Source organism: Arthrobacter crystallopoietes, assembly GCF_002849715.1.
GTDB lineage: Bacteria > Actinomycetota > Actinomycetes > Actinomycetales > Micrococcaceae > Crystallibacter > Crystallibacter crystallopoietes.
Genome location: NZ_CP018863.1, coordinates 216,505 through 237,979, shown reverse-complemented (window position 1 = coordinate 237,979; position 21,475 = coordinate 216,505). Strand labels below are relative to the sequence as shown.

Below are 21,475 nucleotides of genomic sequence, written 5' to 3'. Positions count from 1 at the left end.
ACTCGCGGATCTGCCTAGGCTGGAGAGCACAATTTGAACGGTTGATCGAGGAGCTCCAGCGTGGCCGGATGGGTAACAAGGACTATCCGTCCGCCCCTCGAAGTTGCCGTAAGAGCCCCTGCAGGTTGGGAACGGGTCGACGTCGAACATACCGAACTGGTCCTGGCGCTGGCCGGCATGCCCGCCGGTGTGTTCCGCCCCAGCTTCGTGGTGGTGAGCTACTTCTCCGAAGAACCGCTGCCGCAGATCGCGCTGCGCGCCGCCGAGGAAGCCCAACAGGAGTACGAGGACCCGCTGCTGATCTCCAGCGAGTATCTGGAGCATTTTGGCCGGGCGGGCCGCCGAATCGAATTCACCTACCGGATCGGTGAGACGACGGTTTTCGTGCGCCGCTGGATCCTGAAGCTTGAGAGCCGCTGCCTGGATGTCATTGCCAGCAGCACGGTCGGGCAGGTGCCGCTGGTCAGGGGCGCCTTCGACGCGATGTTCAGCTCGCTGGCGTGGGAAAGCGCTGCGGCATGAGCGTGTTGATGCAGCCGGAGTCTCCGGCCCATGCAACGGGCGTGCAGGGCTCGGATCCATTGGTGCCGCCGCTCGAGGACCTTGGTTCCCTCGCCGGAGGCCAGGGCTACTTTTCCAGCGGTCCCTGGCTGTCGGCGGACGCGGCGGAAGTCTTGCTTGACAGCGCCTCCCGCGCCTCGGCCAGATTCGGCCGGACCGCGGCACTGCGCCGGCCGGACATTGCCCACGAGTTCACCAGCTGGGGCTTCACCAATCCGCGCGGCAGCTACACGGCCGACACCGAATTCTTCCGCCATGCCGTCCGGGCCGCACAAACAAGGGCACGCATCGATGGCTGGTATCTGGGGAAGCGGACAAGCCTGCGGCTGTGGATCGGCGGCCGCTGGACCGCCGTCGTTGCCGGAACTTCGGCAGGTGCGTTGCTGCACGGCTACGAGTCGGGCAACCGCGGAACCATGGTCCAATTGGATGTCGCCGGAGTGGACGACGCGGCTTCCGTCATGGCTGCGTGGTCCGGGCTCGCCCCTGCATGGTCCGTGGCCGGAACTGCGGGCACCATCGACACCATCAACCGGAGCCTGTTTGAGCGCAGGCTCCAGGACGCGAGGGTACCCGCACCCGCCAACGCGGAGGGCCCGCTGCTCCGGCTGTGGCGGGAGCCGTGGTTCGTCTGGTTGGCCAGCATCGGCCGGGGCAGGTTCCGTCGTGGCTTCATCAACGCCGGGACCGCCGGGCATTTCCTGTTCGGCGTCAATAACGACGGCGATGTGCAGCTTGCGCAACAGTCCTCCTCCCTGCTTTGGCACACTCTGCGCGATGCGGTGGAAGACGCGCGGTTCCAGGAACGGCATTACTAAGCAAGCAGGGGGAAGGGATCAAGGGCGCGTGGAACTCTCAGTGGGATCAGTTGCCATCGCGGCGGGTGCTGCGATGGCGTTTGCCGGCTGGCGCGCGTACTCGGGCCGATGGCGCCGATGGCTCGCCTACGGCGGTCTGATCCCGAAGGTACGCAGCTATCCCGGACTGGGCTTGCTTTACGGCGGAATCAGTTTCCTGCTTGCGCCCGCGGCCGTCTGGGCAGCTGGAGCCGGTGCACCCAAGGCAGCCGTGGCCGCGCTGGTTCTTCCCGCCATTGCCGGAATGCTGATTTGGCTGCTGAGCCATGCGTGGCTTCCGCGCTTTATGCGGCCGGAATGGGTGCGGGCAACCGAGCAGAACGAAGAATTGTACGCGCGGCACCGGGGCGATGTCTGAACCGCGTAAAATGGTCTGGTGCTCATTCTCTCCATCGATACCTCCGCCATTGCCAGCGCGGCTCTCATCACCGGAGACGGAGAGACCCTGCAGGCTTTTGCCACCGAGGACACCCGGACCCACGCGGAAGTACTGGCCCCCGGCATCCAGGAAATACTTACGACGGCGGACGTCACCGCCACCGATATCGACGCCTTGGTCGTCGGCGTAGGTCCCGGGCCGTTCACCGGGCTGCGCTCTGGCATCGCCACGGCCCGGTCGCTGGCGTTCGCCTGGAATAAGCCGCTGCATGGGGTGATGAGCCTGGATGCCATCGCCGTGGAGGCAGCATTGGATGCCTGGCGGCTGGGGATCGACGAGTTCATCGTGGCCACGGACGCGCGCCGCAAGGAAGTCTACTGGGCGCGGTACCGCAGCACCGGCGGAACTCCCGAACTGCTGGACGGTCCGCACGTCTCCGCTCCGGCGGACGTGCCGGAGCTGCCGGCCTACGGCAAGGGGGCGGGGATCTATCCTGACCAGTTGCACGCCGTCGCGGACTTCAGCGGCACCCAACCGACCGCCGAAGCGCTCGGCCGCACCGCCGTCGTCAAGCTGACCCGGGGTCTGCCCTTGCTGGAAACCACGCCGCTGTACCTGCGCGAATCCGATGCGAAGGTCCCCGGGCCGCGGAAGCGTGCGCTGTGAAGGCGGTGGACAGGGCCGTGCAGCGCGGTGGCATCCGGGCGATGACCGAGGCCGACATTCCCGAGGTCGACGCCCTGGAACAGAGCCTGTTTCCGATGGATGCCTGGCCCACCCAGATGTTCTTCGACGAGCTGTCCCAGTCCGAAACCCGCAGTTACTATGTCGCCGTCGACGCCGTGGGAACGGTGATCGCGTACGCCGGACTGATGTGCATCGAGCCGATCGCGGACGTGCAGACCATCGCCGTGGCTCCGGAGCGCGAAGGGCAGGGGATCGGCAGCCTGATGCTGACTCGCCTGATCGAGGAGGCCACGCGGCGCAAGGCCAAGGACGTGCTGCTCGAGGTCCGGGCGGACAACCCGAGGGCGCAGCGGCTGTACCAGTGGTTCGGGTTCGAACAGATCCACCGCCGCCCGCGCTATTACCGCGACGGCGCGGACGCGCTGATCATGCGGCTGGAACTCGCCGGCTGGACCGGAGCGCCCGGCACAACCACGACCACGACGACGACCTCGAGCACGACGACGAGCACCACCGCGACCACTACGAACCCCCCGGAGGAGACCCGATGAACCGCAGCGAACCGCTGGTACTGGGCATCGAGTCCTCCTGCGACGAAACCGGTGTAGGCATAGTCCGCGGCGACACGCTGCTGACCAACACCGTCTCCTCCTCGATGGAGGAACACGTGCGTTTCGGCGGCGTGATCCCGGAGATCGCCTCGCGCGCCCACCTGGATGCGTTTGTCCCCACGCTCCAGCAGGCATTGGATGACGCCGGCGTGACGCTGGACGAAGTCGACGCTTTGGCCGTGACCTCCGGTCCGGGCTTGGCCGGCGCGCTCATGGTGGGTGTCTGCGCGGCCAAGGCGCTCGCCGTCGCAACGGGCAAACCGCTCTACGCGATCAACCACCTCGTGGCGCACGTCGGCGTGGGCCTGCTGGACGGCGGCGAACTGCCCGAAAACCTCGGCGCGCTGCTGGTGTCCGGCGGCCACACGGAGATCCTGCGGGTGAAGTCCATTACCGACGACGTCGAACTGCTCGGCTCCACCATCGACGACGCCGCCGGCGAAGCCTATGACAAGGTGGCCCGCATCCTCGGCCTGGGCTACCCGGGCGGGCCGGTGATCGACAAGCTGGCCAAGGAGGGCAACCCCAAGGCCATCCGTTTCCCACGCGGCCTGAGCCAGCCCAAATACATGGGTTCGGCCGAGGAGCCCGGGCGCCACCGGTACGACTGGTCCTTTTCCGGGCTGAAGACCGCCGTGGCCCGCGCGGTGGAGCAGTTCGAGGCGGCCGGCCAGGAGGTTCCGGTGGCTGACATCGCCGCGTCCTTCCAGGAAGCGGTGGTAGACGTGATCACGGCCAAGGCGATGCTTGCCTGCACTGAACACGGCATCACCAACCTGCTGCTCGGCGGGGGAGTGGCCGCCAACTCCAGGCTGCGCGAGCTGACCGCGGAACGCTGCGCGGCCAACGGGATCACGCTCCGCGTCCCGCCGATCAACCTTTGTACGGACAACGGCGCCATGGTCGCGGCACTCGGCTCGCAGATTGTCATGGCCGGGGGAGAGCCATCCGGCATTGCCTTCGCCCCGGACTCCTCCATGCCGGTCACCAGCGTCCACCTGTAGCAACGCACCCCCCTCAATCGACTCAATTGAGGAAGCAGATAACGCCCTTTCCAGCCCCTGGGAAGGGCGCTATCTGCTTCCTCGATGAGCAGGCGGGGGTAGTCAGGCTTCGCCGCGCATCTGCCGGACAACATCGAGCACGACGGCGCGCAGGTCGCCGTCGTTCTCTGCTGCAATCCGGCGCTGGCGCTGGTAGCCGGCACCGCGCTCGATGATCTTCTCCACGTCGGCCAGCTCGTTGCTGCAGCCGAGCTTCTTCGCCACCGGTTCCAGCCGGTTGAGCACGTCTTCGCGCAGGTGCTCGGTGACCAGCTTTTCCTTGCCCGCGCCGTCGAGGATGACAATCGCTTCCATGCCATACCGGGCCGCGCGCCACTTGTTCTCCTGCACGTGCCACGGCGGCATGGTGGGGATGGCCCAGCCGTCGTCCAGCACGGTGGAGAACTCGTCAACCAGGCACTGCGTCAGCGCGGCGATGGCGCCGACATCCTGCAGCGAGGACATGCCGTCGCAGATGCGCATCTCGATGGTGCCCAGCGCGGCGACCGGGCGGACGTCCCAGCGGATCTCGCTGAGCGTATCGATCACTCCGGTGTTGAACATGTCCTGCACATAGTCCTCGTAGTTCGCCCAGGCGGGGAACTGGAACGGCAGGCCGGCCGTCGGCAGCTGCTGGAACATCAGCGCGCGCTGCGACGCATAACCGGTATCCTCACCGCCCCAGAAGGGGGACGATGCGGACAGCGCCTGGAAGTGCGGGAAGTAGTTGACCAGGCCGTCCAGCACGGGCAGAGCCTTGTCCCGGTGGTCCAGGCCCACGTGGACGTGCACGCCGTAGATCACCATCTGCTGGCCCCACCACTGGGTCCGGTCGATCAGTTTCGCGTAGCGCTCCTTGTCCGTTACCGGCTGGGACCGCGGCGCGGCAAAGGGGTGGCTGCCGGCGCAGAACAGCTCCACGCCCATCGGATCCGTCACATCGCGCACCGCGGTCAGGGCATCATCCAGTTCCCCCTTGGCCTGTTCCACCGACGTGCAGATGCCCGTCACCAGTTCCACCGTGTTCAGCAGCAGCTCCTGCTTGATATGGGGGTGCTCGTCGTCGTCCTTGAGCTCGGGATGCCTGGCCGCGACGTTGCGCAGCACCTCGGAGGCCGCGGACACCAGCTCGCCGCTCCGGCCGTCCACCAGCGCCAGTTCCCACTCGACGCCGAGGGTGGACTGGGCGGACGGTGCGAACTCGATATTCAAACTGACTCCTGATCTGCGCGGCTTGCCGGGTGTGCCCGGCGGTGCTCCCGTCACGCGGCTTGCGGCAGAGAACCCAAGTCAGATTCTACGGCAGTGGTACCGTCAAAGACGTGAAAAAGTTCGGTTCCCGGCGTCTGGCGCTGGGTGTGTTGGCGGCCACGTCCGCACTCCTCATTTCCTCCTGTACCGCCCCCGGCCCCGCACCCGAAGGCAGCAGTTCCGCGCCGCCGTCGTCCGTTGCCGCGCCCACCGAAGCGCCCGCGCTTTCCTGGGGGCCGAACCAAGATCATTCCGACGACGCCGCTGTCGCCGTCGAGGCGATGAGCCTTGAGGAAAAGGCCGGGCAGGTCATGGTGTCCTTCTACTCCGGAACCGATCCGGCACCGCAGTTGGCCGCCATTGATGAACTGCATCTGGGCGGCAGCATTATTATGGGCGACAACGTCCCGCTGACCGCGGACGGCGCGGTGGACGTGGCGGCCATGGCGCAGATTAACAAGGCGCTGCAGGATGCAATGTTCAACGCGCGGGACTGGCCCGGAATCATCTCGGTGGACCAGGAAGGCGGCATGGTGGCCCGGCTGGGCGCGCCGCTGACCGAGTGGCCCACGCCCATGACCTACGGTGCCGCGGCGGATGAGGCTGTCTCGCGGGACTCCATGGCGGCAATGGCCACCGAACTGGCCGCGCTCGGCTTCACCATGGACTACGCGCCGGGACTGGACCTGACCATCGGACCGGCGGATCCGACTATCGGCGCCCGGTCACTGGGCAGCGACCCGGAGCGGGCCTCGGCGCAGGCCCCGGCGCTGCTGGAGGGCTTCGAGAAGGCCGGGTTCATGCCCAGCGTGAAGCACTTCCCGGGCCATGGCTCCGTAACCACCGACTCGCATCTGGCTCTGCCGGTGCAGGACGCCTCCGTGGCGGAACTGCAGGCGCGGGACTGGAAGCCGTTCAAAGCTGCGATCGACGCCGGGGCACCGGTGATGATGATGGGCCACATTGCCGTCCCCGCGCTGGAACCGAGTGTTCCGTCGTCGCTGTCGGCACCGAGTTACCAGGCGTTGCGGGACCTGGGGTTTGAAGGCGTCATCATCACGGATGCGCTGAACATGGGCGCGGTGGAGAACCAGTACCCGGGCGGCCAGGCTGCCCCGATGGCGCTCGCCGCCGGTGCCGATCTGCTGCTGATGCCGGCCGATCCGTATGCCGCGCATGCCGCGATTCTGGCCGCGGTGGAGGATGGCACATTGGCCGAGGAGCGGCTGGATGAAGCCGCTACCCGGGTAGTCACCATGCAGCTGTGGCAGAAGTCCATCGCGCAGACGCCGTCGCTCGCGGAGATCGGTACCCATGCGCAGGACTCGCAGGAAGCCTCGGCCGCCGCGCTGACCGTCCTGACCGGACAGTGTTCCCGCGAGGACCAGTTGGACGGCTCGCTGACCATCCAGGGTGCAGACCCGGCGGCCAACCAGCGGCTGGCGGATGCCGCCGAGGCACGCGGGCTGACGGTAGGCTCGGGACCCACGGTTACCCTGCTGGCCGGGCCCGAGAGCGGAACCGGGGACTTCGTTGTTTCGCTGGATGCACCGTGGGGGTTGGAGCTGTCCTCGGCCGAGGTGAAGGCGGCGCTCTACGGAGACACTCCCGCAGCGTTCGAGGCGCTGCTGGATTACCTCACCGGCGAGGCCGGCGCACCCGGCACTCTGCCGGTGGACGTCGGCGAATACGAAACCGGCGCCGGCTGCGGGTAACACCGGCCGCAGGCCGCCGGCTGGGGCTGGCCCCAGGTTACGGTCGGGCGAGAGGCGAGACTCGCAGGCTACGGCCGGGCGCTGCGGCTTCGGCTGCGGTGGCCGGCTGCCGGGATGGGCTCGACAACAATGGCCACGCGCTCCTCGCCCATGCGGGTCAGCACCAGCGTGGCCTTGTTCGGCCCCTTGCCGGAACCGGTGAGCAGGGTCTTGCGCAGTTCCTCCGGAGTGACCGAGGTGCCCCGCTTCTTGATTTCCAGCGTGCCGATCCTGCTGGCCTTCACCCACGCCTTGAGCTTCTTGACGTTGTACGGGCGGACCTCCAGCACCTTGTAGGCGCGGGCGAACGGGGTCTCCAACAGGTCGGGCGCGCAGATGTAGGCGATGTGCTCATCGAGCAGATGCCCGCCGAGCTGCTGTGCCACGTCGGCGACCAGCCCGGCACGGATCACCGCGCCGTCCGGTTCATACAGGTAGCCCTCGGCCGGTCCAACGGACACATCCTGCTCTGCGGGTACGTAGCCCACGTCGCTGGTCAGCTCCGCCGAACCGCCGTTCGAGATGACCAGGGCGGCCCGCCGCACACCCGGCCGGGCCAGGCTGTTGAACCACAAGGTCGCCTCGGTCACGTCGCCGTCCACCGAAACCCACTGCGCCTCGCAGCCCGCCGGCAGCGCGTCATGCGGAATGCCCGGGCCCATCTTGACGCCGACCGGAAGTCCCTGGTCCGCCAGTTTCTCGACAAAGGACAGCGGCGGCGAGAAAGCCTCCGGATCGAACAAGCGGGTGGTGCCGGACGTCGTCGTCGTTCTTCTGGCAGGATCCAGCCAGACACCGTCGACGCCGTTCAGGTCCACCTGCTCCGCATCGGCGTTAACGACGGTGGCGTTGGCCCAGGGCATGAGGTTGATGGTGGCCACCGCGGCCGTGGTTTCATCACGTTCGACGGCGGTGACCTTGCGTTCCAGCGTGGCCAGCGCGAGTGCGTCCGCGCCGATACCGCAGCCAAGGTCCGCAACGTGCTCGACGCCGGCCTGGACGAACCGCTGTGCATGCAGCGCCGCGATGTTGAGCCGGGTTGCCTGTTCCAGTCCCGCCTTGGTAAACAGCATCTGCTCGGCAAACGGACCGAACTTCGCGGCGGCCTTGGCCCTCAGCTTCGACTGGGTCAGCGCGGCTGCGACCACTTCGGGGGAGTGGCCGGCCTTGCGCAGGGCCGTGCTGGTCTTGAGGCTGTCCGCTTCCGAATAAGGCTCCAAGGAGTTCAGCAGTTCCCAGCCTTCCGGCGTGAGGATGGGAGCAATATTCTCGGCGGAGGTCTCGGATGCCATGCTTTCAAGCCTAGACCAGCGCGTGCCGTCGGTCGGACACGGGTAGTTCTCCCCATCGCGGCAGTACAACAGCTCCGCTAATGTCTATCAGCGGGAGAAGCACCGACGGGGAGATTTCATGGCATTGAATGGATACGACATCAACCCGGCAGCGTGCCAGGGCATCCTGACCAACGTCGAGACCGAGGCCGAGGACATTGCAACCAAGAGATCCAATCTGAGCGACGAGGTAGATAACGCCGTCGAGGCCTGCAAGAGCCGCCAGATCGGCAGTGCCCTGATCGATCTTTGGAATAATGTGCTGGCCATTCAGTGCGAGGCCGCCACCACGAGGATCGAGAACGCGGCAGGCGGTGTGCGGGGAGCCGTCAACGCCTACGTCATCGGTGATGAGGACATGGCGGAGAACAGTCGGAAACAGGTCACGGATTTGCCGGACATCAGCATCGAGGACGCGAAAAAGTAGCATGGCACTGGATACGAGCCCGCTGCAGGACTGGCCTGCCCCCTCCGCTATTGACGCGGCAGCCGGAGCCATCGCGAAACAGGGGGCGGCTGTCGACACCGCGGTGGGAAGCGTTGCCACAACGTGGTCGTTCCTGGAGCGCCATTACGAAGCGCCTGAGCAAAATGACGTTCTGACAGTGTTCCGGAACATCACTCCGCACGGGGAGGCCGTCAAGACAGCCGCCGAGGACGCCAAGAAGGCATTGGAGGCTTTTTCGTCCGGTGTGGAGAGGCTGCTGGAAACCCGACGAACATTGTTGGCGGATGTCCAGGCGTTCCGGAACGACCCGCCCCGCGTGGATCCGTCGGACCCTGATTCGGAGGTTCTGCCGCTGGCCGAGGCACAGTTGGACTTTCGGATCCAGGATCTGGTCTACCAGTATCAGGAACTGGAGATAGCCTGTGCCTCTGCCATTATGGCCATCAACGGCGGCCCGAAGTCCGATATGGGGGCTCTCGCCGGGCCGAATTTCGCGCTGATTCCGGCAGCCGCCGGGAACTACGGCAGTCTGTACACGTTCAAATCCGTTGAGGTAGAGGCCTACCGGACAGTGCCGGTTCCGTGGCAGGAATACCGGTTCACCCCGTTCGACCCGGGCAAATTGACTGCAGCGGAAAGAGCGGGCAGCAGATTCCTGCGCATCGATGGGCGTGAAATCAGTATTCATGATCCGGAGCACCCGGACTTCGGCCGCACCCAGCAAGAGAGATACTGGCGGACGACATACGGAACCAAAATGGACTGGCGCCCGGAAGTCAATCAAACAGCCTACCGGAACATTCCGGCGTATCAAGAGAGGGTGAAAGCCAACCGGAATAACTGGAAGCCAGACGTTCCGGCTTCGCAGACGCCCTCGTGGTACCAGTTGCCTGACGGTCTAAAAGGCATCAAAGCTGGCGGTACTGCGCTGAGCGTGGCCATGGCCGGAGTCACTTTTGCGGATGAACGGGCGAAAGAGTACAACGATCTGCTGCAGCAGAACCCTTCCCTGTCGGAGGACGACCGCGATTTCCGCGCCAATGAAGTCGCCACGGTCAAGACGGCGACAAAGACAACAGTCGATTTTGCCGCCGGCTTGACCGGCGCAGCGGTGGGAACGGCGATTGGCGGTCCGGTCGGAACCATTGTGGGATTCGGCGTTGGCATGTTCGTCGCCTATGCAACAGATGTCGAACTGCCGGATTGGCTGGGTGAAAAGAGCATAAAGGATCAGGCAGCGGACGGAGCCGTAGAACTCTACGACGGTGCTAAAGATATGATTTCCGGCGGATGGGAAGCGGTTTTCGGCTAACCTTGCCCACCTGCTGGACGGTACGGTGATTCCGTCCAGTAGCTGTTCATCCCCCGCTCCGATGAGTTAGGAACCTGTGTTTTCACCTGCGCTACTTCTGTTCGTCCTGCCACTTGGGCTTTTTCTGCTGGTGTGTGGTCTCGGGATGTACACGAAGAAATGGCCGATACTGATTTTCGCCGACGCTTTTCTTCCCGGGCACCCAGGACTCGCCGCAACGTACATCGGGGCCTGGATGGCCACCCTTCCGTTCGGCTCCTGGTGGCTGTCCTGGAACGTTCCGGTGCTTCCCGGCGTACTCTCGCTGCTGAGCACCGTATGCATGGTCATCGGTTTGGTGGGCTGTTTCTGGATGCCGCGGTTCATGCAGCCCGCATGGCTCAAGGAAACCGAGGACGAAATCAAACGAGGTGAAGACGCCTATTCGCTGGAGTACCGGCGCCAGCCGGACGGCGGCGGCGACGCCTCCGCGTTCAAAGAGGAAAAACCATGATCGACGGCGAATGGACCACAGAATCCGTCGGCCGCTTGTCACTGCCGCGTCTGGGCAGTTGGGAACGGCTGGAAGACCCGCAAGCAGCCTTGGTCCTGGCCCATCCGCCTGTTCCGCATGGAGTCTTCCGCCCGAACCTCGTAGTGCGGGTTGAACCTGCAGGGGTTGCAACGCTAACCAAACTTGCAACGGCGGCTATGGCCTCGACCATGAAGGTTTGGGAAGACGTTCACATCATCGCTAATGATGAGGCGCTTAAAGAAGACCTCCGGGGGCGAAAACAGAAGTTCGTTTACCAATTACAGGACCAAACCGTCTGTGTGGACCGGTGGCTGTGGCTCGTAGCCGGCGACGCGGTGGAGCTTACTGCAAGCTACGCGGTGGAGCAACTAGTGGGCATGGCGCCCTTGTTCGACTACATGATCGGTGCCCTCGAATTTCGGGGAAGAATCGAGAAGGAGTCATAGCGCAGTGGACAGCTTGAACAGTATTGCTCCCCGCGAACCGCGGCTTGATGAGTTCGCTTCGGCGCGCATCGGGGCCAAACTCGAAGATTTGTCTCGAGTTTCGCAGGCACAGCCCTACCACTCGAATGGCCCGGTGCTGGACACCAGGACGGTCCAGCTGTTCGAATCCATTGCGGATAGTGGGGCGGTCGGCCGGTTCCAGCGGGGCGGTAAGAAGTACGAGATCGCCGAGCTGTCCGCTTCTGGTTACACCAATGAGAAGGGGCAACTGACTTCCTCGGGAAAAGCGTTCGCAACGCCTTGGCGCGAGTTCGAATTCGGTCTATCCATCGCGGCCCAGCGGGAAGAGATGAATACGGGCATGCAGATCTGGGCGGGAGGCGGACTGGCGATACTAGCGGCCGGCCCCTCTCCGTTCGCCGCGGAGACTATGGGTATCGCCCCCAACCAGCTGGCGCTTGATCTCGTCACGGTTGCGCAGTTGCCGATGGCCATCGCCTCGTGGTGCTCAATCGGGCCCGCCTGGACTACGCATGGCGATCTGCGCTCCCTGCAGCAGAAGCAGTTTTATGCCCGGCTTGCCTCGGCGGCGGAACCTGCCCCGGCCGATGCCGATGGAGCCTGGCTGCGGATGTGGCACCAACCCTGGACAGCATGGAATATCCGGCGTTCTGGCTCCCAGTCGGGCCACAGCTGGTTGAACGCCGGATCTGCCGGGCATTACCGAGTAGGAACCAAAGCCGGCGACATCACGCTGGAACCCGAACCGTCTGCCGTCGTTTGGGATACCTTGGTCCGTTTCATCCACCAGGCAGTGACTGCCCCCGAACAGGCAGTGGACGGCATGGGACAGTAGGATTCCAATCTCCAGCTGCCCGGAGGCTCCCGTACGATGGCATTATGAGGTCATGATTCAGGGAGCGGCAACATACCTCGAGGCGGCACGGAATTTCCGCGAGGTGCTCGCCGGGATCCCGGACAGTGCCTGGGACGAGCCGGGGCTGGGCGACTGGACAGTGCGAACGTTGGCCGGACATACCAGCCGTGCGCTGATTACGGTCCTGACCTATTTGGACCGGCCGGCTCTAAATATCGACGTCGGATCCACCGCCGAATACTACTCTGGGCTGGACTTCACCTCCTCGCCGGACATTACCGCCAGGGCGGTCGCGGCCGGGGAGGATCTGGGAGCGAAGCCCCTTGAGACCGTGGACCGGCTGCTGGCGCAGTTGGAGAATGTGGTGCCGCTAGTCTCGGACCGCGTCATCGAGACGATTGCAGGCGGGAGGCGGTTCAGCGACTACTTGCCGACAAGAATTTTTGAACTCGCGGTACACAGCTTGGATCTGGCTGCCGCCTGCAGCGTTCCGGCGTCGTTGTCTTCAGACGTGGAGAAGGCGGCGATGAACGTGGCGGTGGAAATTGCCGCCGCGCGGGGCGAGGGCAGCCTGCTGTTGCTGGCAATGACCGGGCGAACGGCTCTGCCACCCGGTTTTTCCGTCGTGTGAAAGAAGGCTAAGGCAATGCCGTCCCGTCCGAAACCGAGGGCAGCACGGTGACTTGCAACCGCTGGACCGCGTTGTTGGCCATGCCCTGGTAGTTCCACTCCGGTTCCAGCGGCTGGATGTTCCCTGCGTCGTCTTCGGCGCGGCAGATCAATTCATGATCGCCCTCTTCGGCCTGCCAGACGCAGGACCAGCCTCGCCAAGCGTGCCTGCCATCCTGTTCGTCCAATTGCGCTGGCAACCACCGGCCATCGATTCCCACCTGGACAGACTTGATGAGGCCGTAGCCGGACCAGGCGCGGCCCCTCAGTTTGGTCGCGCCGGCGGGTACGATAGGCCGGCGGGAAAAGAAATCGGGAATGCCCGGGGGAGCCATGAGCGAGCGGACACGTATCCGCGTAACCGGTTCGCCCGGATCGTCGGCGTCCTGCTGCAAACGGTAGGCAAAGCGCTGCTGGAACCCCTCGAAGGCTTGGGTGACGGCGTCGATGCGGTCAAGCCATTTCACACTCGCCATGCCGTACCAACCAGGTACCACCAGACGGAGGGGAAAACCATGCTGCGGCAGGAGCGGTTGGCCGTTCATCTCATAGGCGAGCAGAACGTCACCGGAGACGGCGGCGCGGACGGGCAGACTGCGTTCATATGCGTGTGCCACCCCGCCCTGAAATCCGCGGTCCGCTCCGCTGAAGACCAGCTCCACCGCGTCCGGCCGCAGCCCGGTTTCGTCCATCAGGGCTACGAGCGGGATACCCGTCCACTCCGCCGTGCTAACACCCCCATGGACCCAGGGCTGCGATACCGGGCGCGGTTGCAACAAGCTCCGGCCGTTGCCTGCGCACTCAAGGGTGACACCCATGGACATCCTGTCCCGGGCGCGCAGATCAGCCAGCGAGAACTCTGCTGGCTCGACAACCGCTCCGCCGATCTTCAGGCGCCAGGCCACCGGATCGACCATCGGGACATCCCAGTGCATGACCAGAAAGTGCATGCCTGCCGGCGTCCGCTCCCAGCGCAGCAGCTCCAGCGGCATCGCGTGGTTACGGGAGGCCAGCAGCACCTCTTCCCGGCCGAACTCGCCGGTAGTGGGCTCCGCAGCGTGCGGCCGTGGCGTGCTGCTGGCTGTGGGTTCCGCTGCATGCGCCGGACCTGCTGTTGTCGTCATGCTTTGATGGTGCGCTTCTTCTGTCCGCATGTCAGCAACCTGGGTTCCATTTGCTCAGTTCGATGAGCCTTTCCGGTTCAAGAATCACGATTCGGTCCCGTTCAGTACGGACCGTCCCGCTTTCACGAAGTTCGCGGAGGATCCGCACGACCACTTCCCGGGCGGATCCCACGGCCTCGGCAAGCTCCCGCTGGCTGGTCGTCACTGCGAACTGGCGGTTTCCGGCTCCCTGGTTTCCGGTTTCGTGCGGGGAAAGGGCCAGCCGGCCGGGCGGGCCATCGGGCCCGGCAAGATCCAGCAGGTGCCGTGCCACCCGTTGGCGGACGGAGGTGAAGGCAGCTCCCGGAATTTCCGCGATGAAATGAAGCACCCGGTCGCTGAGCTCACGGATGAGGGCCACCGCCACGCGGCTGTCGCGCGCCGTCGCCTGGCGGACCATTGCCGGCGAGAACTGCAGCAGTTTCATGTCGGTGAGGGCAAGCACCGTTGCAGGCATGCTGAAGTCGTCACTGAACAACGAGACGACGCCGATCAGCGATCCCCTCCGGCAGTACCGGACCGTGGCCGTTTTCCCCTCGGGGGCGGTCACGAAGATCTTTGCCAGCCCGGACACAACGAGCTCGAAGTGTGCGGCGGTATCGCCTTCATGATGGATTACGGCACCGGCACTCACCGTTGCCAGCGAGCTGCCGGTCAGCAGTTCTTCGAGCAGTTGGGGCGGGAGCGGGCGCAGACGGGAATCAGCTATGGCCCTGGCCATGGCGGCATCCGCAGTGGCCGATTCCAACCTGACCATGCTGGCCTCCGTGTCAAGGGGAGACAACCCGCGGCGTCTCCTCGTTCCATGGTAGGAGCCTTCAGGGCGAAGATCGAGGGGCACCATGTGGCCGGACGGCGCCGGGCCGAATAGCGCCGCCGGTGGTATGGCAAACGCGACGCCACGGTGCCAAGCTGGGTACTGTCCAGCTATCCGTCCTCAAGGGAGAACACCGTGTTCACTGCCAAGCAAGCGGTCAGCAGTTTCAGCGTTAATGACACAGCCGCAGCGAAAGACTTTTATGGCCAGACCCTCGGCCTTTCCGTCCAGGACGGGGACATGGGCACGCTCGACTTGACCATTCCCGGCGGGGCCACCGTCATGATTTACCCCAAAGAGAATCATGAGCCTGCTTCGTTTACCGTCCTGAACTTCGTCGTGGACGATGTGGAAGCCGCCGTGGACGAACTCAACCAGGCCGGGGTAAAGACCGACATCTATGACAGTCCGGATCTTCCCACGGATGCCAAGGGGATCATGCGCGGCAACGGTCCGGACATCGCCTGGTTCAAAGACCCGGCAGGAAACGTCTTGTCAGTGCTCAAAGCCTGAAATAACGACGGCGGACGGCTGTCCTTAGCCGACAGCCCTTAAGAGAAGTAGACGCCGATCCGGTTACCCTCGATCTCCTCGATGCGGATGTCGATCTCGTAGACATCGCGCAGCACCTCCGGCTGCATAATCTGCGCGGGCGCGCCCTGATGCACTAGGCGGCCATCACGCATGGCCACAATGTTGTCCGAGTAGCAGGAGGCGAAGTTGATGTCGTGGATAACCAGAACTACCGTCTTGCCCAGCTCGTCCGTCAACCGCCGCAGCAGGCGCATCATCTCCACCGCGTGCTTCATATCCAGGTTGTTCAGCGGTTCGTCGAGCAGCAGGTAGTCCGTGTCCTGCGCTAGCACCATGGCAATGAACGCGCGCTGGCGCTGGCCGCCGGAGAGTTCGTCCACGAACTTGTCCGCCAGGGCGGCCAGATCCAGGTATTCCAGCGCCTGGTCAATGTAGGCCTTGTCCTCGATGCGGGGCCGCCCGCCATGGTGCGGGAAGCGCCCGAAACCCACCAAATCGCGCACCGTCAGCCGCACCGTCAGCTGGTTGTCCTGGCGCAGAATGGCCATTTTCCGCGCGAGTTCCCGGCCGGGAGTGTCGCTGACATCGAGCCCGTCGATGGTGACGGAGCCTGCGTCCATGTCCAGCAGCCGGCTCATCATGGACAGCAGCGTGGATTTGCCGGCGCCGTTAGGGCCGATGATCGAGGTGATGCCGCCGTCCTTGATATAGCAGCTGACGTCGTCGACGACGGTCTGGGCGCCGTACCGCTTGGAGACGCCGGAGACGTGGATCATTTGACTTTGCCTTTCAGCAGCAGGGCGATAAAGACGATTCCGCCCACAAACTCAATAACGATGCTCAGCGCTGTGTCGAAGGCGAAGACCTGCTCCAGCACCAGCTGGCCGCCCACCAGCGCGATGATGCCAAGCAGGACGGCGATGGCCAGCACCGAGGTGTGCCGGAAGTGCGAGCACAGCTGGTAGGCCAGGCTGGCCACCAGCAGGCCGAAGAACGTGATCGGGCCGACCAATGCCGTGGACACGGCCACCAGCACCGAGCAGATGATCAAAACGGAGATCACCGCACGTTTGTGGTCCACGCCCAGGTTGATCGCGGTTTCGCGGCCCAGCGAGAGCACGTCCAGCTGGTGGCGCATGCGCCAGGCCAGCGTGCTGACGGCGGCGACGGCCAGCGCCGAAACCGCCAGCAGCAGCCCGTCCACATTGTTGAAGCTGGCGAAGAAGAGGTCCTGCAGGATGATGAACTCGCTCGGATCGATCAGCCGCTGCAGCAGGGAGGAGATGCCGCGGAACATCGTGCCGAAGACGATGCCCACCAGCAGCATCAGGTGCAGGCTCTTGCCCCCGCCGGTGAACAGCCAGCGGTAGAGCAGGAAGGAGAAAGCCACCATGAGGGCCACTTCGATGACAAAGCGGACCGGGGCGCCCATGGTCAGCAGCGCCTGGCCGCCGATGGCGAAGGTCAGCCCGGTCTGGATCAGCATGTAGAGGGCGTCAAAACCCATGATCGACGGCGTCAGGATCCGGTTGGACGTGACGGTCTGGAACAGCACGGTGGAGACCCCGACGGCGTAGGCCACCAGGATCATCGAACCCACTTTGATGGCGCGGCGGGGAAGGATGTAGCCGATGTTGCCGCGCAGGTCGATCAGCATGAAGGCCGCCACCAGGGCCACGGCCAGCACCGCCAGGGCAATGATCCAGGTCTTCGGGGAGATGCCCTTGATGGGCCGGCGCTGATGCTGGGTCAGTGCCGTGGGGAGGCCGGTGCTAACCACGGCGTTCACGCTTTCGAAGGAGCAGGTACAGGAACATGGCGCTGCCGATGGCCGAGACAATGACGCCGACGGGAATTTCGTACGGGAAGCGGATGGTCCGCCCGATGATGTCGCAGATCAGGACAAAGCCCGCGCCGAACACGGCAACCCACGGCACGGCCCGGCGGACATTGTCGCCAAAAATAATGGACACCAGGTTCGGCACGATCAGGCCGAGGAACGGAATCGATCCGATATTGACGACGACGACGGCGCTGATCAGCGAGACAATGATCAGGCCCAGGGTCATCACCCGCTTGTAGTTCAGCCCGAGGTTGGTGGAGAACTCCTGGCCCATGCCGGCCATGGTGAAGCGGTCGGCGCAGAGGTAGCCGACCAACGTCAGCACGGCGACGATCCAGAGCAGTTCGTAGCGGCCGCGCAGCACCCCGGAGAAGTCTCCGATCATCCAGCTGTTGAGCGTCTGCAGCAGGTCATAGCGGTAGGCAAAAAAGGTGGTGACGGCGGCAATCACTCCGCCCAGCATGATGCCCACCAAGGGCACCAGCAGCGTGTTGCGCAGCGGTATCCGGCGCAGTACCAGCAGGAAGAGCGCGGTGCCGGCGGCCGCGAAAACGGTGGCGGTGGACATCTTTGCCAGCAGGGAGGCGCCGGGGACGGCCACGGTGACCACGAGGATGCCCAGCGACGCGGATTCGACCGTGCCCACGGTGGAGGGTTCCACGAACTTGTTGCGCGCCATGAGCTGCATGATCAGGCCTGCAACGCTCATGGCCATACCGGCCAGGACGACGGAGATGGTCCGCGGCATCCGGCTGATCCAGAAAATATCCCACGCCGTCTGGTCGCCCGCGAGCAGCGCGGGCAGTGAAACGTCGCTGACCCCCACAAACATGCTGGCAATCGCGAGGGCGATCACGGCGGCACCGGCCACCGCCAACTGGCCGCCGGAACCGCGCGGGCGTGCCGGAGCTACCCGGCCGGAGACTGCCGGGGTGGAGAGGGTCATCGTCGAGGAAGCCATGGTAGTTGTCTTCCGCTGCGGGCCGGATGCGCCGGCCCGCAGCGGCATTGACTACTTGACCAGTGCTGCCTGTACGGCGCCGACCATGGAGTCGACGTTGTTCAGGCCGTAGCCCACCAGGTACCAGGAAGCGGAATCCAGGTAGGTGATGTTGTCGTTCTTGGCGGCGTCGGTGCCGGCGACCAGTTCGTTGTCCAGGACCGCGGCGGCGGCCTTGCCTGCCGCCTCGCCGATGGCCGCATCGCGGTCGATCACGAAGAGATGGGCCGGGTTCTTCTCGGCGATGTACTCGAAGGAGATGGCCTCGCCGTGCGAGCCCTCCGACTTGACGTCGGCCGCGGTCTGCACGCCCAGGACGTCGTGGACGATGCCGAAGCGCGAACCGGCGCCATAGGCGGTGAGCTCACCGCCGCTGGTCATCACTACGAGACCGGTGCCGGCGTCGGCAGCGGCGGCCTTGGTCTCCTCGATCTTGGTATCCATCGCGGCCAGCTGCTCCTCGACCTCGGCTTCCTTGCCGAAGATCTCGCCGAGCGTGGTGGAAACTTCCTTAAAGCTCTCCACCGGTGCGGCGGCATCAACACTGAGGTCGATGGTCGGTGCGATCTTGCTCAGTTCCTCGTAGGCACCGGCAGTGCGGCCCGAAATGATGATCAGATCCGGAGCGCCTTCGCTGATCGCTTCGAAGTCCGGTTCCTTCATGGAGCCGATCTTGGTGACGGCATCCTCGCCGTACTTGGCCAGCGACTCCGGGTACTGCGCGGTCGGAGCACCGTCAGCCTCTACGCCGAGGGAATCCAGGCTATCCAGCGCGCCAAGGTCAAAGCTGTAGACGGTTTCCGGGTTGGCTGGCACCTCGGTGGAACCCTGCGCATGCTCAACCGTGATGGTCTCCGCGTTGGCATCGGCGTCGGCTGCCCCTGCGTCCTGGCCGCAGGCGCTCAGCGCCAGCAGCGAGGCAACGGCCGAGACTGCCAGGAGGCGGGACTTTACGGACTTATTCATAAATGGCTCCAGGAAAATCGGTGGTCGGGCACCTCCCGGTACCCGCCGCAATAGATCACAAAATCATTGGCTAATTCTTGCGCGCCTTCGAACCGTATCGGGTTAGGTTAGCCTTAGGCAACTTTCCTGCAGAAAAATGTCCTTAAGCAACAACAGCGCCAAACAACGACGGCGGACGGTGCCATCCGGGTGCGTTCTGGCTGGCGTTGGAACCGGCGGCGGGACCGGTGATTCCAGCTGACATTGGGGCTCGTGCAGTGGGACATTGCGACGCTTTTGGCACTCACCTTGACCGAGTGCTAATCCGGCACATAGAGTCTTATTAGCACTCTCCCCGTGCGGGTGCTAATTACTCAAGGAACCTCCTGCCGGCACCGCGACGACGGCAGAAAAGTCCTTGGCCAAAGAACCTATTCGTAGCTCATGCAAAGGAGAGAGCCGAGTGTCGGTCTCTATTAAGCCTCTTGAGGATCGTATTGTTGTCCGCCCGCTCGAAGCAGAGCAGACCACGGCTTCAGGCCTGGTCATCCCGGACACCGCCAAGGAAAAGCCGCAGGAAGGTGAAGTTGTCGCAGTGGGCCCCGGCCGCGTTGATGACAACGGAAACCGCGTCCCGGTTGATGTAGCCGAGGGCGACGTCGTTATCTACTCCAAGTACGGCGGAACCGAAGTCAAGCACAGCGGCCAGGAGTACCTCGTACTCTCCGCCCGCGACGTGCTGGCGATCGTCGTCAAGTAGTTTCCGATGACCCCGGCCAGGCAACTGGCCGGGGTTTTTGGTTCAATAAGGAGAATTAATAAATGGCAAAGCAGTTGAAGTTTGACGATGCCGCCCGCAAAGCTCTGGAAGCCGGCGTCGACAAGCTGGCCAACACCGTCAAGGTGACCCTGGGTCCGCGCGGACGCAACGTTGTGCTGGACAAGAAGTGGGGCGCACCCACTATCACCAACGACGGTGTGACCATCGCCCGCGAGGTCGAACTCGAGGACGCCTACGAGAACCTTGGCGCACAGCTGGCAAAGGAAGTTGCCACCAAGACCAACGACGTAGCCGGTGACGGAACCACCACGGCTACCGTCCTGGCCCAGGCCCTGGTCAAGGAGGGCCTGCGCAACGTAGCCGCGGGTGCAGCTCCCGGCGCCCTCAAGCGGGGCATCGAGGTGGCTGTCGAGGCAGTCTCCGCACGCCTGCTGGAGAACGCCCGCGAGGTTGAGGGCAAGGTTGCCGAAGTGGCGACCATTTCGGCCCAGAGCCCTGAGGTCGGCGAGCTGCTGGCCAAGGCTTTCGAGCAGGTTGGCAAGGACGGTGTCATCACCATCGAGGAGGCCTCCGGTCTGCAGACCGAGCTGGTCCTCACCGAAGGCATGCAGTTCGACAAGGGCTACCTGTCGCCGTACTTCGTCACCGATGCTGAACGCCAGGAAGCTGTCCTGGAAGACGCCCTGATCCTGATCAACCAGGGGAAGATCTCCACGGTTCAGGAATTCCTGCCGCTGCTGGAGAAGGCGCTGCAGGCCGGCAAGCCGCTGTTCATCATCGCCGAAGACATCGACGGTGAAGCGCTGTCCACTCTCGTGGTTAACAAGATCCGCGGCACCCTGAACGTGGTTGCCGTCAAGGCTCCCGGCTTCGGCGACCGCCGCAAGGCCATGCTGCAGGACATCGCCACCCTGACCGGCGCCCAGGTCGTTTCCCCGGACCTCGGTCTGAAGCTGGACCAGGTCGGCCTGGAAGTTCTGGGTTCGGCACGCCGCATCACCGTGACCAAGGACGCCACCACCATCGTTGACGGTGCTGGCTCCGAGTCCGATGTTGCAGACCGCGTCGCGCAGATCCGCGCCGAGGTCGAGCGCACCGATTCCGATTGGGACCGCGAGAAGCTGCAGGAACGCCTGGCCAAGCTGGCCGGCGGCATCGGCGTTATCAAGGTCGGCGCAGCCACCGAAGTTGAGATGAAGGAAAAGAAGCACCGTATCGAGGACGCAGTGTCCTCCACGCGTGCTGCCCTGGAAGAGGGCATCGTGGCCGGCGGCGGTTCCGCACTGGTCCATGCTGCCCAGGCCCTGGACACCGATCCGAACGTTCTGGCACTCGAAGGCGACGCCGCCACCGCCGTCGGACTTGTCCGCCGCGCGCTGGTCCAGCCGCTGCGCTGGATCGCCGAGAACGCCGGCCACGAAGGCTTCGTCGTCGTGTCCAAGGTGGGCGAGCTTGAGGTCAACAACGGCTTCAACGCCGCCACCGGGAAGTACGAGGACCTGGTTGCCGCCGGCGTCATCGACCCGGTCAAGGTCACCCGCTCGGCACTGCTCAACGCCGCATCCATCGCCGCGCTGGTCCTGACCACCGAAACTCTGGTCGTCGACAAGCCGGCCGAGGACGAGGACGCGCACGCAGGGCACAGCCACTAA

The 21,475-nt window shown here is 64.5% G+C and carries 24 protein-coding genes; 16 read left to right on the top strand and 8 right to left on the bottom strand.

Annotated elements, in window-relative coordinates; genetic code table 11:
* The first annotated feature begins 60 nt into the window (after positions 1 to 60).
* Genes AC20117_RS01105 through tsaD form a run of 6 tightly spaced genes read left to right on the top strand, consistent with a single transcriptional unit; the run spans position 61 to position 4,099 of the window.
* On the top strand, positions 61 to 522 hold the full coding sequence (locus tag AC20117_RS01105; protein ID WP_074701368.1) for a hypothetical protein: 462 nt from the start codon (positions 61 to 63) through the stop codon (positions 520 to 522).
* Entirely contained in the window at positions 519 to 1,379 is an 861-nt protein-coding gene (locus AC20117_RS01100) for a hypothetical protein (protein ID WP_074701369.1), read from the top strand. The genes AC20117_RS01105 and AC20117_RS01100 overlap by 4 nt, the downstream gene beginning before the upstream one ends.
* A 40-nt stretch (positions 1,380 to 1,419) precedes the next feature.
* Entirely contained in the window at positions 1,420 to 1,776 is a 357-nt protein-coding gene (locus AC20117_RS01095; RefSeq protein ID WP_074701370.1) for a hypothetical protein, read from the top strand.
* Between the two features lie 18 nt (positions 1,777 to 1,794).
* Complete coding sequence (gene tsaB, locus AC20117_RS01090) at positions 1,795 to 2,463, top strand: tRNA (adenosine(37)-N6)-threonylcarbamoyltransferase complex dimerization subunit type 1 TsaB (RefSeq protein ID WP_074701371.1); 669 nt, start codon at positions 1,795 to 1,797, stop codon at positions 2,461 to 2,463.
* Positions 2,464 to 2,504: 41 nt separating this feature from the next.
* Positions 2,505 to 3,035, top strand: a complete 531-nt coding sequence (gene rimI, locus AC20117_RS01085; protein WP_074703302.1) for a ribosomal protein S18-alanine N-acetyltransferase — start codon at positions 2,505 to 2,507, stop codon at positions 3,033 to 3,035.
* A complete protein-coding gene (gene tsaD, locus AC20117_RS01080) occupies positions 3,032 to 4,099 on the top strand; it encodes a tRNA (adenosine(37)-N6)-threonylcarbamoyltransferase complex transferase subunit TsaD (protein ID WP_074701372.1) in 1,068 nt (355 codons plus the stop codon). The genes rimI and tsaD overlap by 4 nt, the downstream gene beginning before the upstream one ends.
* A gap of 102 nt (positions 4,100 to 4,201) precedes the next feature.
* Here tsaD and AC20117_RS01075 read toward each other — a convergent pair whose 3' ends face one another.
* Positions 4,202 to 5,350 (bottom strand): glutamate--cysteine ligase, encoded by a 1,149-nt coding sequence (locus AC20117_RS01075; RefSeq protein ID WP_074701374.1) that lies wholly within the window; start codon positions 5,348 to 5,350, stop codon positions 4,202 to 4,204.
* A 110-nt stretch (positions 5,351 to 5,460) separates the two neighbouring features.
* On the opposite strand from AC20117_RS01075, the gene AC20117_RS01070 reads away from it, so the two are divergent.
* Positions 5,461 to 7,104, top strand: a complete 1,644-nt coding sequence (locus tag AC20117_RS01070) for a glycoside hydrolase family 3 N-terminal domain-containing protein (RefSeq protein WP_083339790.1) — start codon at positions 5,461 to 5,463, stop codon at positions 7,102 to 7,104.
* A gap of 68 nt (positions 7,105 to 7,172) precedes the next feature.
* Here AC20117_RS01070 and AC20117_RS01065 read toward each other — a convergent pair whose 3' ends face one another.
* On the bottom strand, positions 7,173 to 8,435 hold the full coding sequence (locus AC20117_RS01065) for a THUMP-like domain-containing protein (protein WP_074701375.1): 1,263 nt from the start codon (positions 8,433 to 8,435) through the stop codon (positions 7,173 to 7,175).
* A gap of 118 nt (positions 8,436 to 8,553) precedes the next feature.
* On the opposite strand from AC20117_RS01065, the gene AC20117_RS01060 reads away from it, so the two are divergent.
* The 6 genes from AC20117_RS01060 (at position 8,554) to AC20117_RS01035 (ending at position 12,702) form a co-directional block, all read left to right on the top strand.
* The gene (locus tag AC20117_RS01060; protein WP_074701377.1) at positions 8,554 to 8,901 is read left to right on the top strand and encodes a DUF6507 family protein; all 348 of its coding nucleotides are present in this window, start codon (positions 8,554 to 8,556) and stop codon (positions 8,899 to 8,901) included.
* Between the two features lie 388 nt (positions 8,902 to 9,289).
* Positions 9,290 to 10,234, top strand: coding sequence for a hypothetical protein (locus AC20117_RS01055; protein ID WP_158300422.1), 945 nt, complete (start codon positions 9,290 to 9,292; stop codon positions 10,232 to 10,234).
* Between the two features lie 145 nt (positions 10,235 to 10,379).
* Positions 10,380 to 10,727, top strand: coding sequence for a hypothetical protein (locus tag AC20117_RS01050; protein ID WP_074701380.1), 348 nt, complete (start codon positions 10,380 to 10,382; stop codon positions 10,725 to 10,727).
* Positions 10,724 to 11,194, top strand: a complete 471-nt coding sequence (locus tag AC20117_RS01045) for a hypothetical protein (protein WP_074701381.1) — start codon at positions 10,724 to 10,726, stop codon at positions 11,192 to 11,194. The genes AC20117_RS01050 and AC20117_RS01045 overlap by 4 nt, the downstream gene beginning before the upstream one ends.
* A gap of 4 nt (positions 11,195 to 11,198) precedes the next feature.
* A complete protein-coding gene (locus tag AC20117_RS01040; protein ID WP_074701383.1) occupies positions 11,199 to 12,050 on the top strand; it encodes a hypothetical protein in 852 nt (283 codons plus the stop codon).
* A gap of 52 nt (positions 12,051 to 12,102) precedes the next feature.
* Positions 12,103 to 12,702, top strand: a complete 600-nt coding sequence (locus AC20117_RS01035) for a maleylpyruvate isomerase N-terminal domain-containing protein (protein ID WP_074701384.1) — start codon at positions 12,103 to 12,105, stop codon at positions 12,700 to 12,702.
* A 7-nt stretch (positions 12,703 to 12,709) separates the two neighbouring features.
* Here the strand turns inward: AC20117_RS01035 and AC20117_RS01030 are convergent, their stop codons facing one another.
* Complete coding sequence (locus AC20117_RS01030; protein ID WP_074703304.1) at positions 12,710 to 13,864, bottom strand: sulfite oxidase; 1,155 nt, start codon at positions 13,862 to 13,864, stop codon at positions 12,710 to 12,712.
* A 31-nt stretch (positions 13,865 to 13,895) separates the two neighbouring features.
* A complete protein-coding gene (locus tag AC20117_RS01025; protein ID WP_074701386.1) occupies positions 13,896 to 14,660 on the bottom strand; it encodes a Crp/Fnr family transcriptional regulator in 765 nt (254 codons plus the stop codon).
* A 195-nt stretch (positions 14,661 to 14,855) separates the two neighbouring features.
* On the opposite strand from AC20117_RS01025, the gene AC20117_RS01020 reads away from it, so the two are divergent.
* Positions 14,856 to 15,233, top strand: coding sequence for a VOC family protein (locus AC20117_RS01020; protein WP_074701387.1), 378 nt, complete (start codon positions 14,856 to 14,858; stop codon positions 15,231 to 15,233).
* Between the two features lie 38 nt (positions 15,234 to 15,271).
* Here AC20117_RS01020 and AC20117_RS01015 read toward each other — a convergent pair whose 3' ends face one another.
* Genes AC20117_RS01015 through AC20117_RS01000 form a run of 4 tightly spaced genes read right to left on the bottom strand, consistent with a single transcriptional unit; the run spans position 15,272 to position 19,063 of the window.
* A complete protein-coding gene (locus AC20117_RS01015) occupies positions 15,272 to 16,030 on the bottom strand; it encodes an iron ABC transporter ATP-binding protein (RefSeq protein ID WP_074701389.1) in 759 nt (252 codons plus the stop codon).
* The gene (locus tag AC20117_RS01010; protein ID WP_418202233.1) at positions 16,027 to 17,034 is read right to left on the bottom strand and encodes an iron chelate uptake ABC transporter family permease subunit; all 1,008 of its coding nucleotides are present in this window, start codon (positions 17,032 to 17,034) and stop codon (positions 16,027 to 16,029) included. The genes AC20117_RS01015 and AC20117_RS01010 overlap by 4 nt, the downstream gene beginning before the upstream one ends.
* A complete protein-coding gene (locus AC20117_RS01005; protein WP_257790776.1) occupies positions 17,027 to 18,058 on the bottom strand; it encodes an ABC transporter permease in 1,032 nt (343 codons plus the stop codon). Before AC20117_RS01005 ends, AC20117_RS01010 begins: the two co-directional genes overlap by 8 nt.
* Positions 18,059 to 18,109: 51 nt before the next feature.
* On the bottom strand, positions 18,110 to 19,063 hold the full coding sequence (locus AC20117_RS01000) for a siderophore ABC transporter substrate-binding protein (protein ID WP_074701390.1): 954 nt from the start codon (positions 19,061 to 19,063) through the stop codon (positions 18,110 to 18,112).
* 442 nt (positions 19,064 to 19,505) lie between these two features.
* Here AC20117_RS01000 and groES point away from each other — a divergent pair, with 442 nt between their 5' ends.
* On the top strand, positions 19,506 to 19,802 hold the full coding sequence (gene groES / locus AC20117_RS00995) for a co-chaperone GroES (RefSeq protein WP_074701392.1): 297 nt from the start codon (positions 19,506 to 19,508) through the stop codon (positions 19,800 to 19,802).
* A 62-nt stretch (positions 19,803 to 19,864) separates the two neighbouring features.
* A complete protein-coding gene (gene groL / locus AC20117_RS00990; protein ID WP_074701393.1) occupies positions 19,865 to 21,475 on the top strand; it encodes a chaperonin GroEL in 1,611 nt (536 codons plus the stop codon).

Bases quoted from the DNA above. Each gene is read 5' to 3' on its own strand.
- AC20117_RS01100 (WP_074701369.1), top strand. From the start codon at position 519: ATGAGCGTGTTGATGCAGCCGGAGTCTCCGGCCCATGCAACGGGCGTG.
- rimI (WP_074703302.1), top strand. From the start codon at position 2,505: ATGACCGAGGCCGACATTCCCGAGGTCGACGCCCTGGAACAGAGCCTG.
- tsaD (WP_074701372.1), top strand. From the start codon at position 3,032: ATGAACCGCAGCGAACCGCTGGTACTGGGCATCGAGTCCTCCTGCGAC.
- AC20117_RS01065 (WP_074701375.1), bottom strand. From the start codon at position 8,435: ATGGCATCCGAGACCTCCGCCGAGAATATTGCTCCCATCCTCACGCCG.
- AC20117_RS01060 (WP_074701377.1), top strand. From the start codon at position 8,554: ATGGCATTGAATGGATACGACATCAACCCGGCAGCGTGCCAGGGCATC.
- AC20117_RS01050 (WP_074701380.1), top strand. From the start codon at position 10,380: ATGTACACGAAGAAATGGCCGATACTGATTTTCGCCGACGCTTTTCTT.
- AC20117_RS01045 (WP_074701381.1), top strand. From the start codon at position 10,724: ATGATCGACGGCGAATGGACCACAGAATCCGTCGGCCGCTTGTCACTG.
- AC20117_RS01035 (WP_074701384.1), top strand. From the start codon at position 12,103: ATGATTCAGGGAGCGGCAACATACCTCGAGGCGGCACGGAATTTCCGC.
- AC20117_RS01030 (WP_074703304.1), bottom strand. From the start codon at position 13,864: ATGACGACAACAGCAGGTCCGGCGCATGCAGCGGAACCCACAGCCAGC.
- AC20117_RS01025 (WP_074701386.1), bottom strand. From the start codon at position 14,660: ATGGTCAGGTTGGAATCGGCCACTGCGGATGCCGCCATGGCCAGGGCC.
- AC20117_RS01015 (WP_074701389.1), bottom strand. From the start codon at position 16,030: ATGATCCACGTCTCCGGCGTCTCCAAGCGGTACGGCGCCCAGACCGTC.
- AC20117_RS01005 (WP_257790776.1), bottom strand. From the start codon at position 18,058: ATGGCTTCCTCGACGATGACCCTCTCCACCCCGGCAGTCTCCGGCCGG.
- AC20117_RS01000 (WP_074701390.1), bottom strand. From the start codon at position 19,063: ATGAATAAGTCCGTAAAGTCCCGCCTCCTGGCAGTCTCGGCCGTTGCC.
- groL (WP_074701393.1), top strand. From the start codon at position 19,865: ATGGCAAAGCAGTTGAAGTTTGACGATGCCGCCCGCAAAGCTCTGGAA.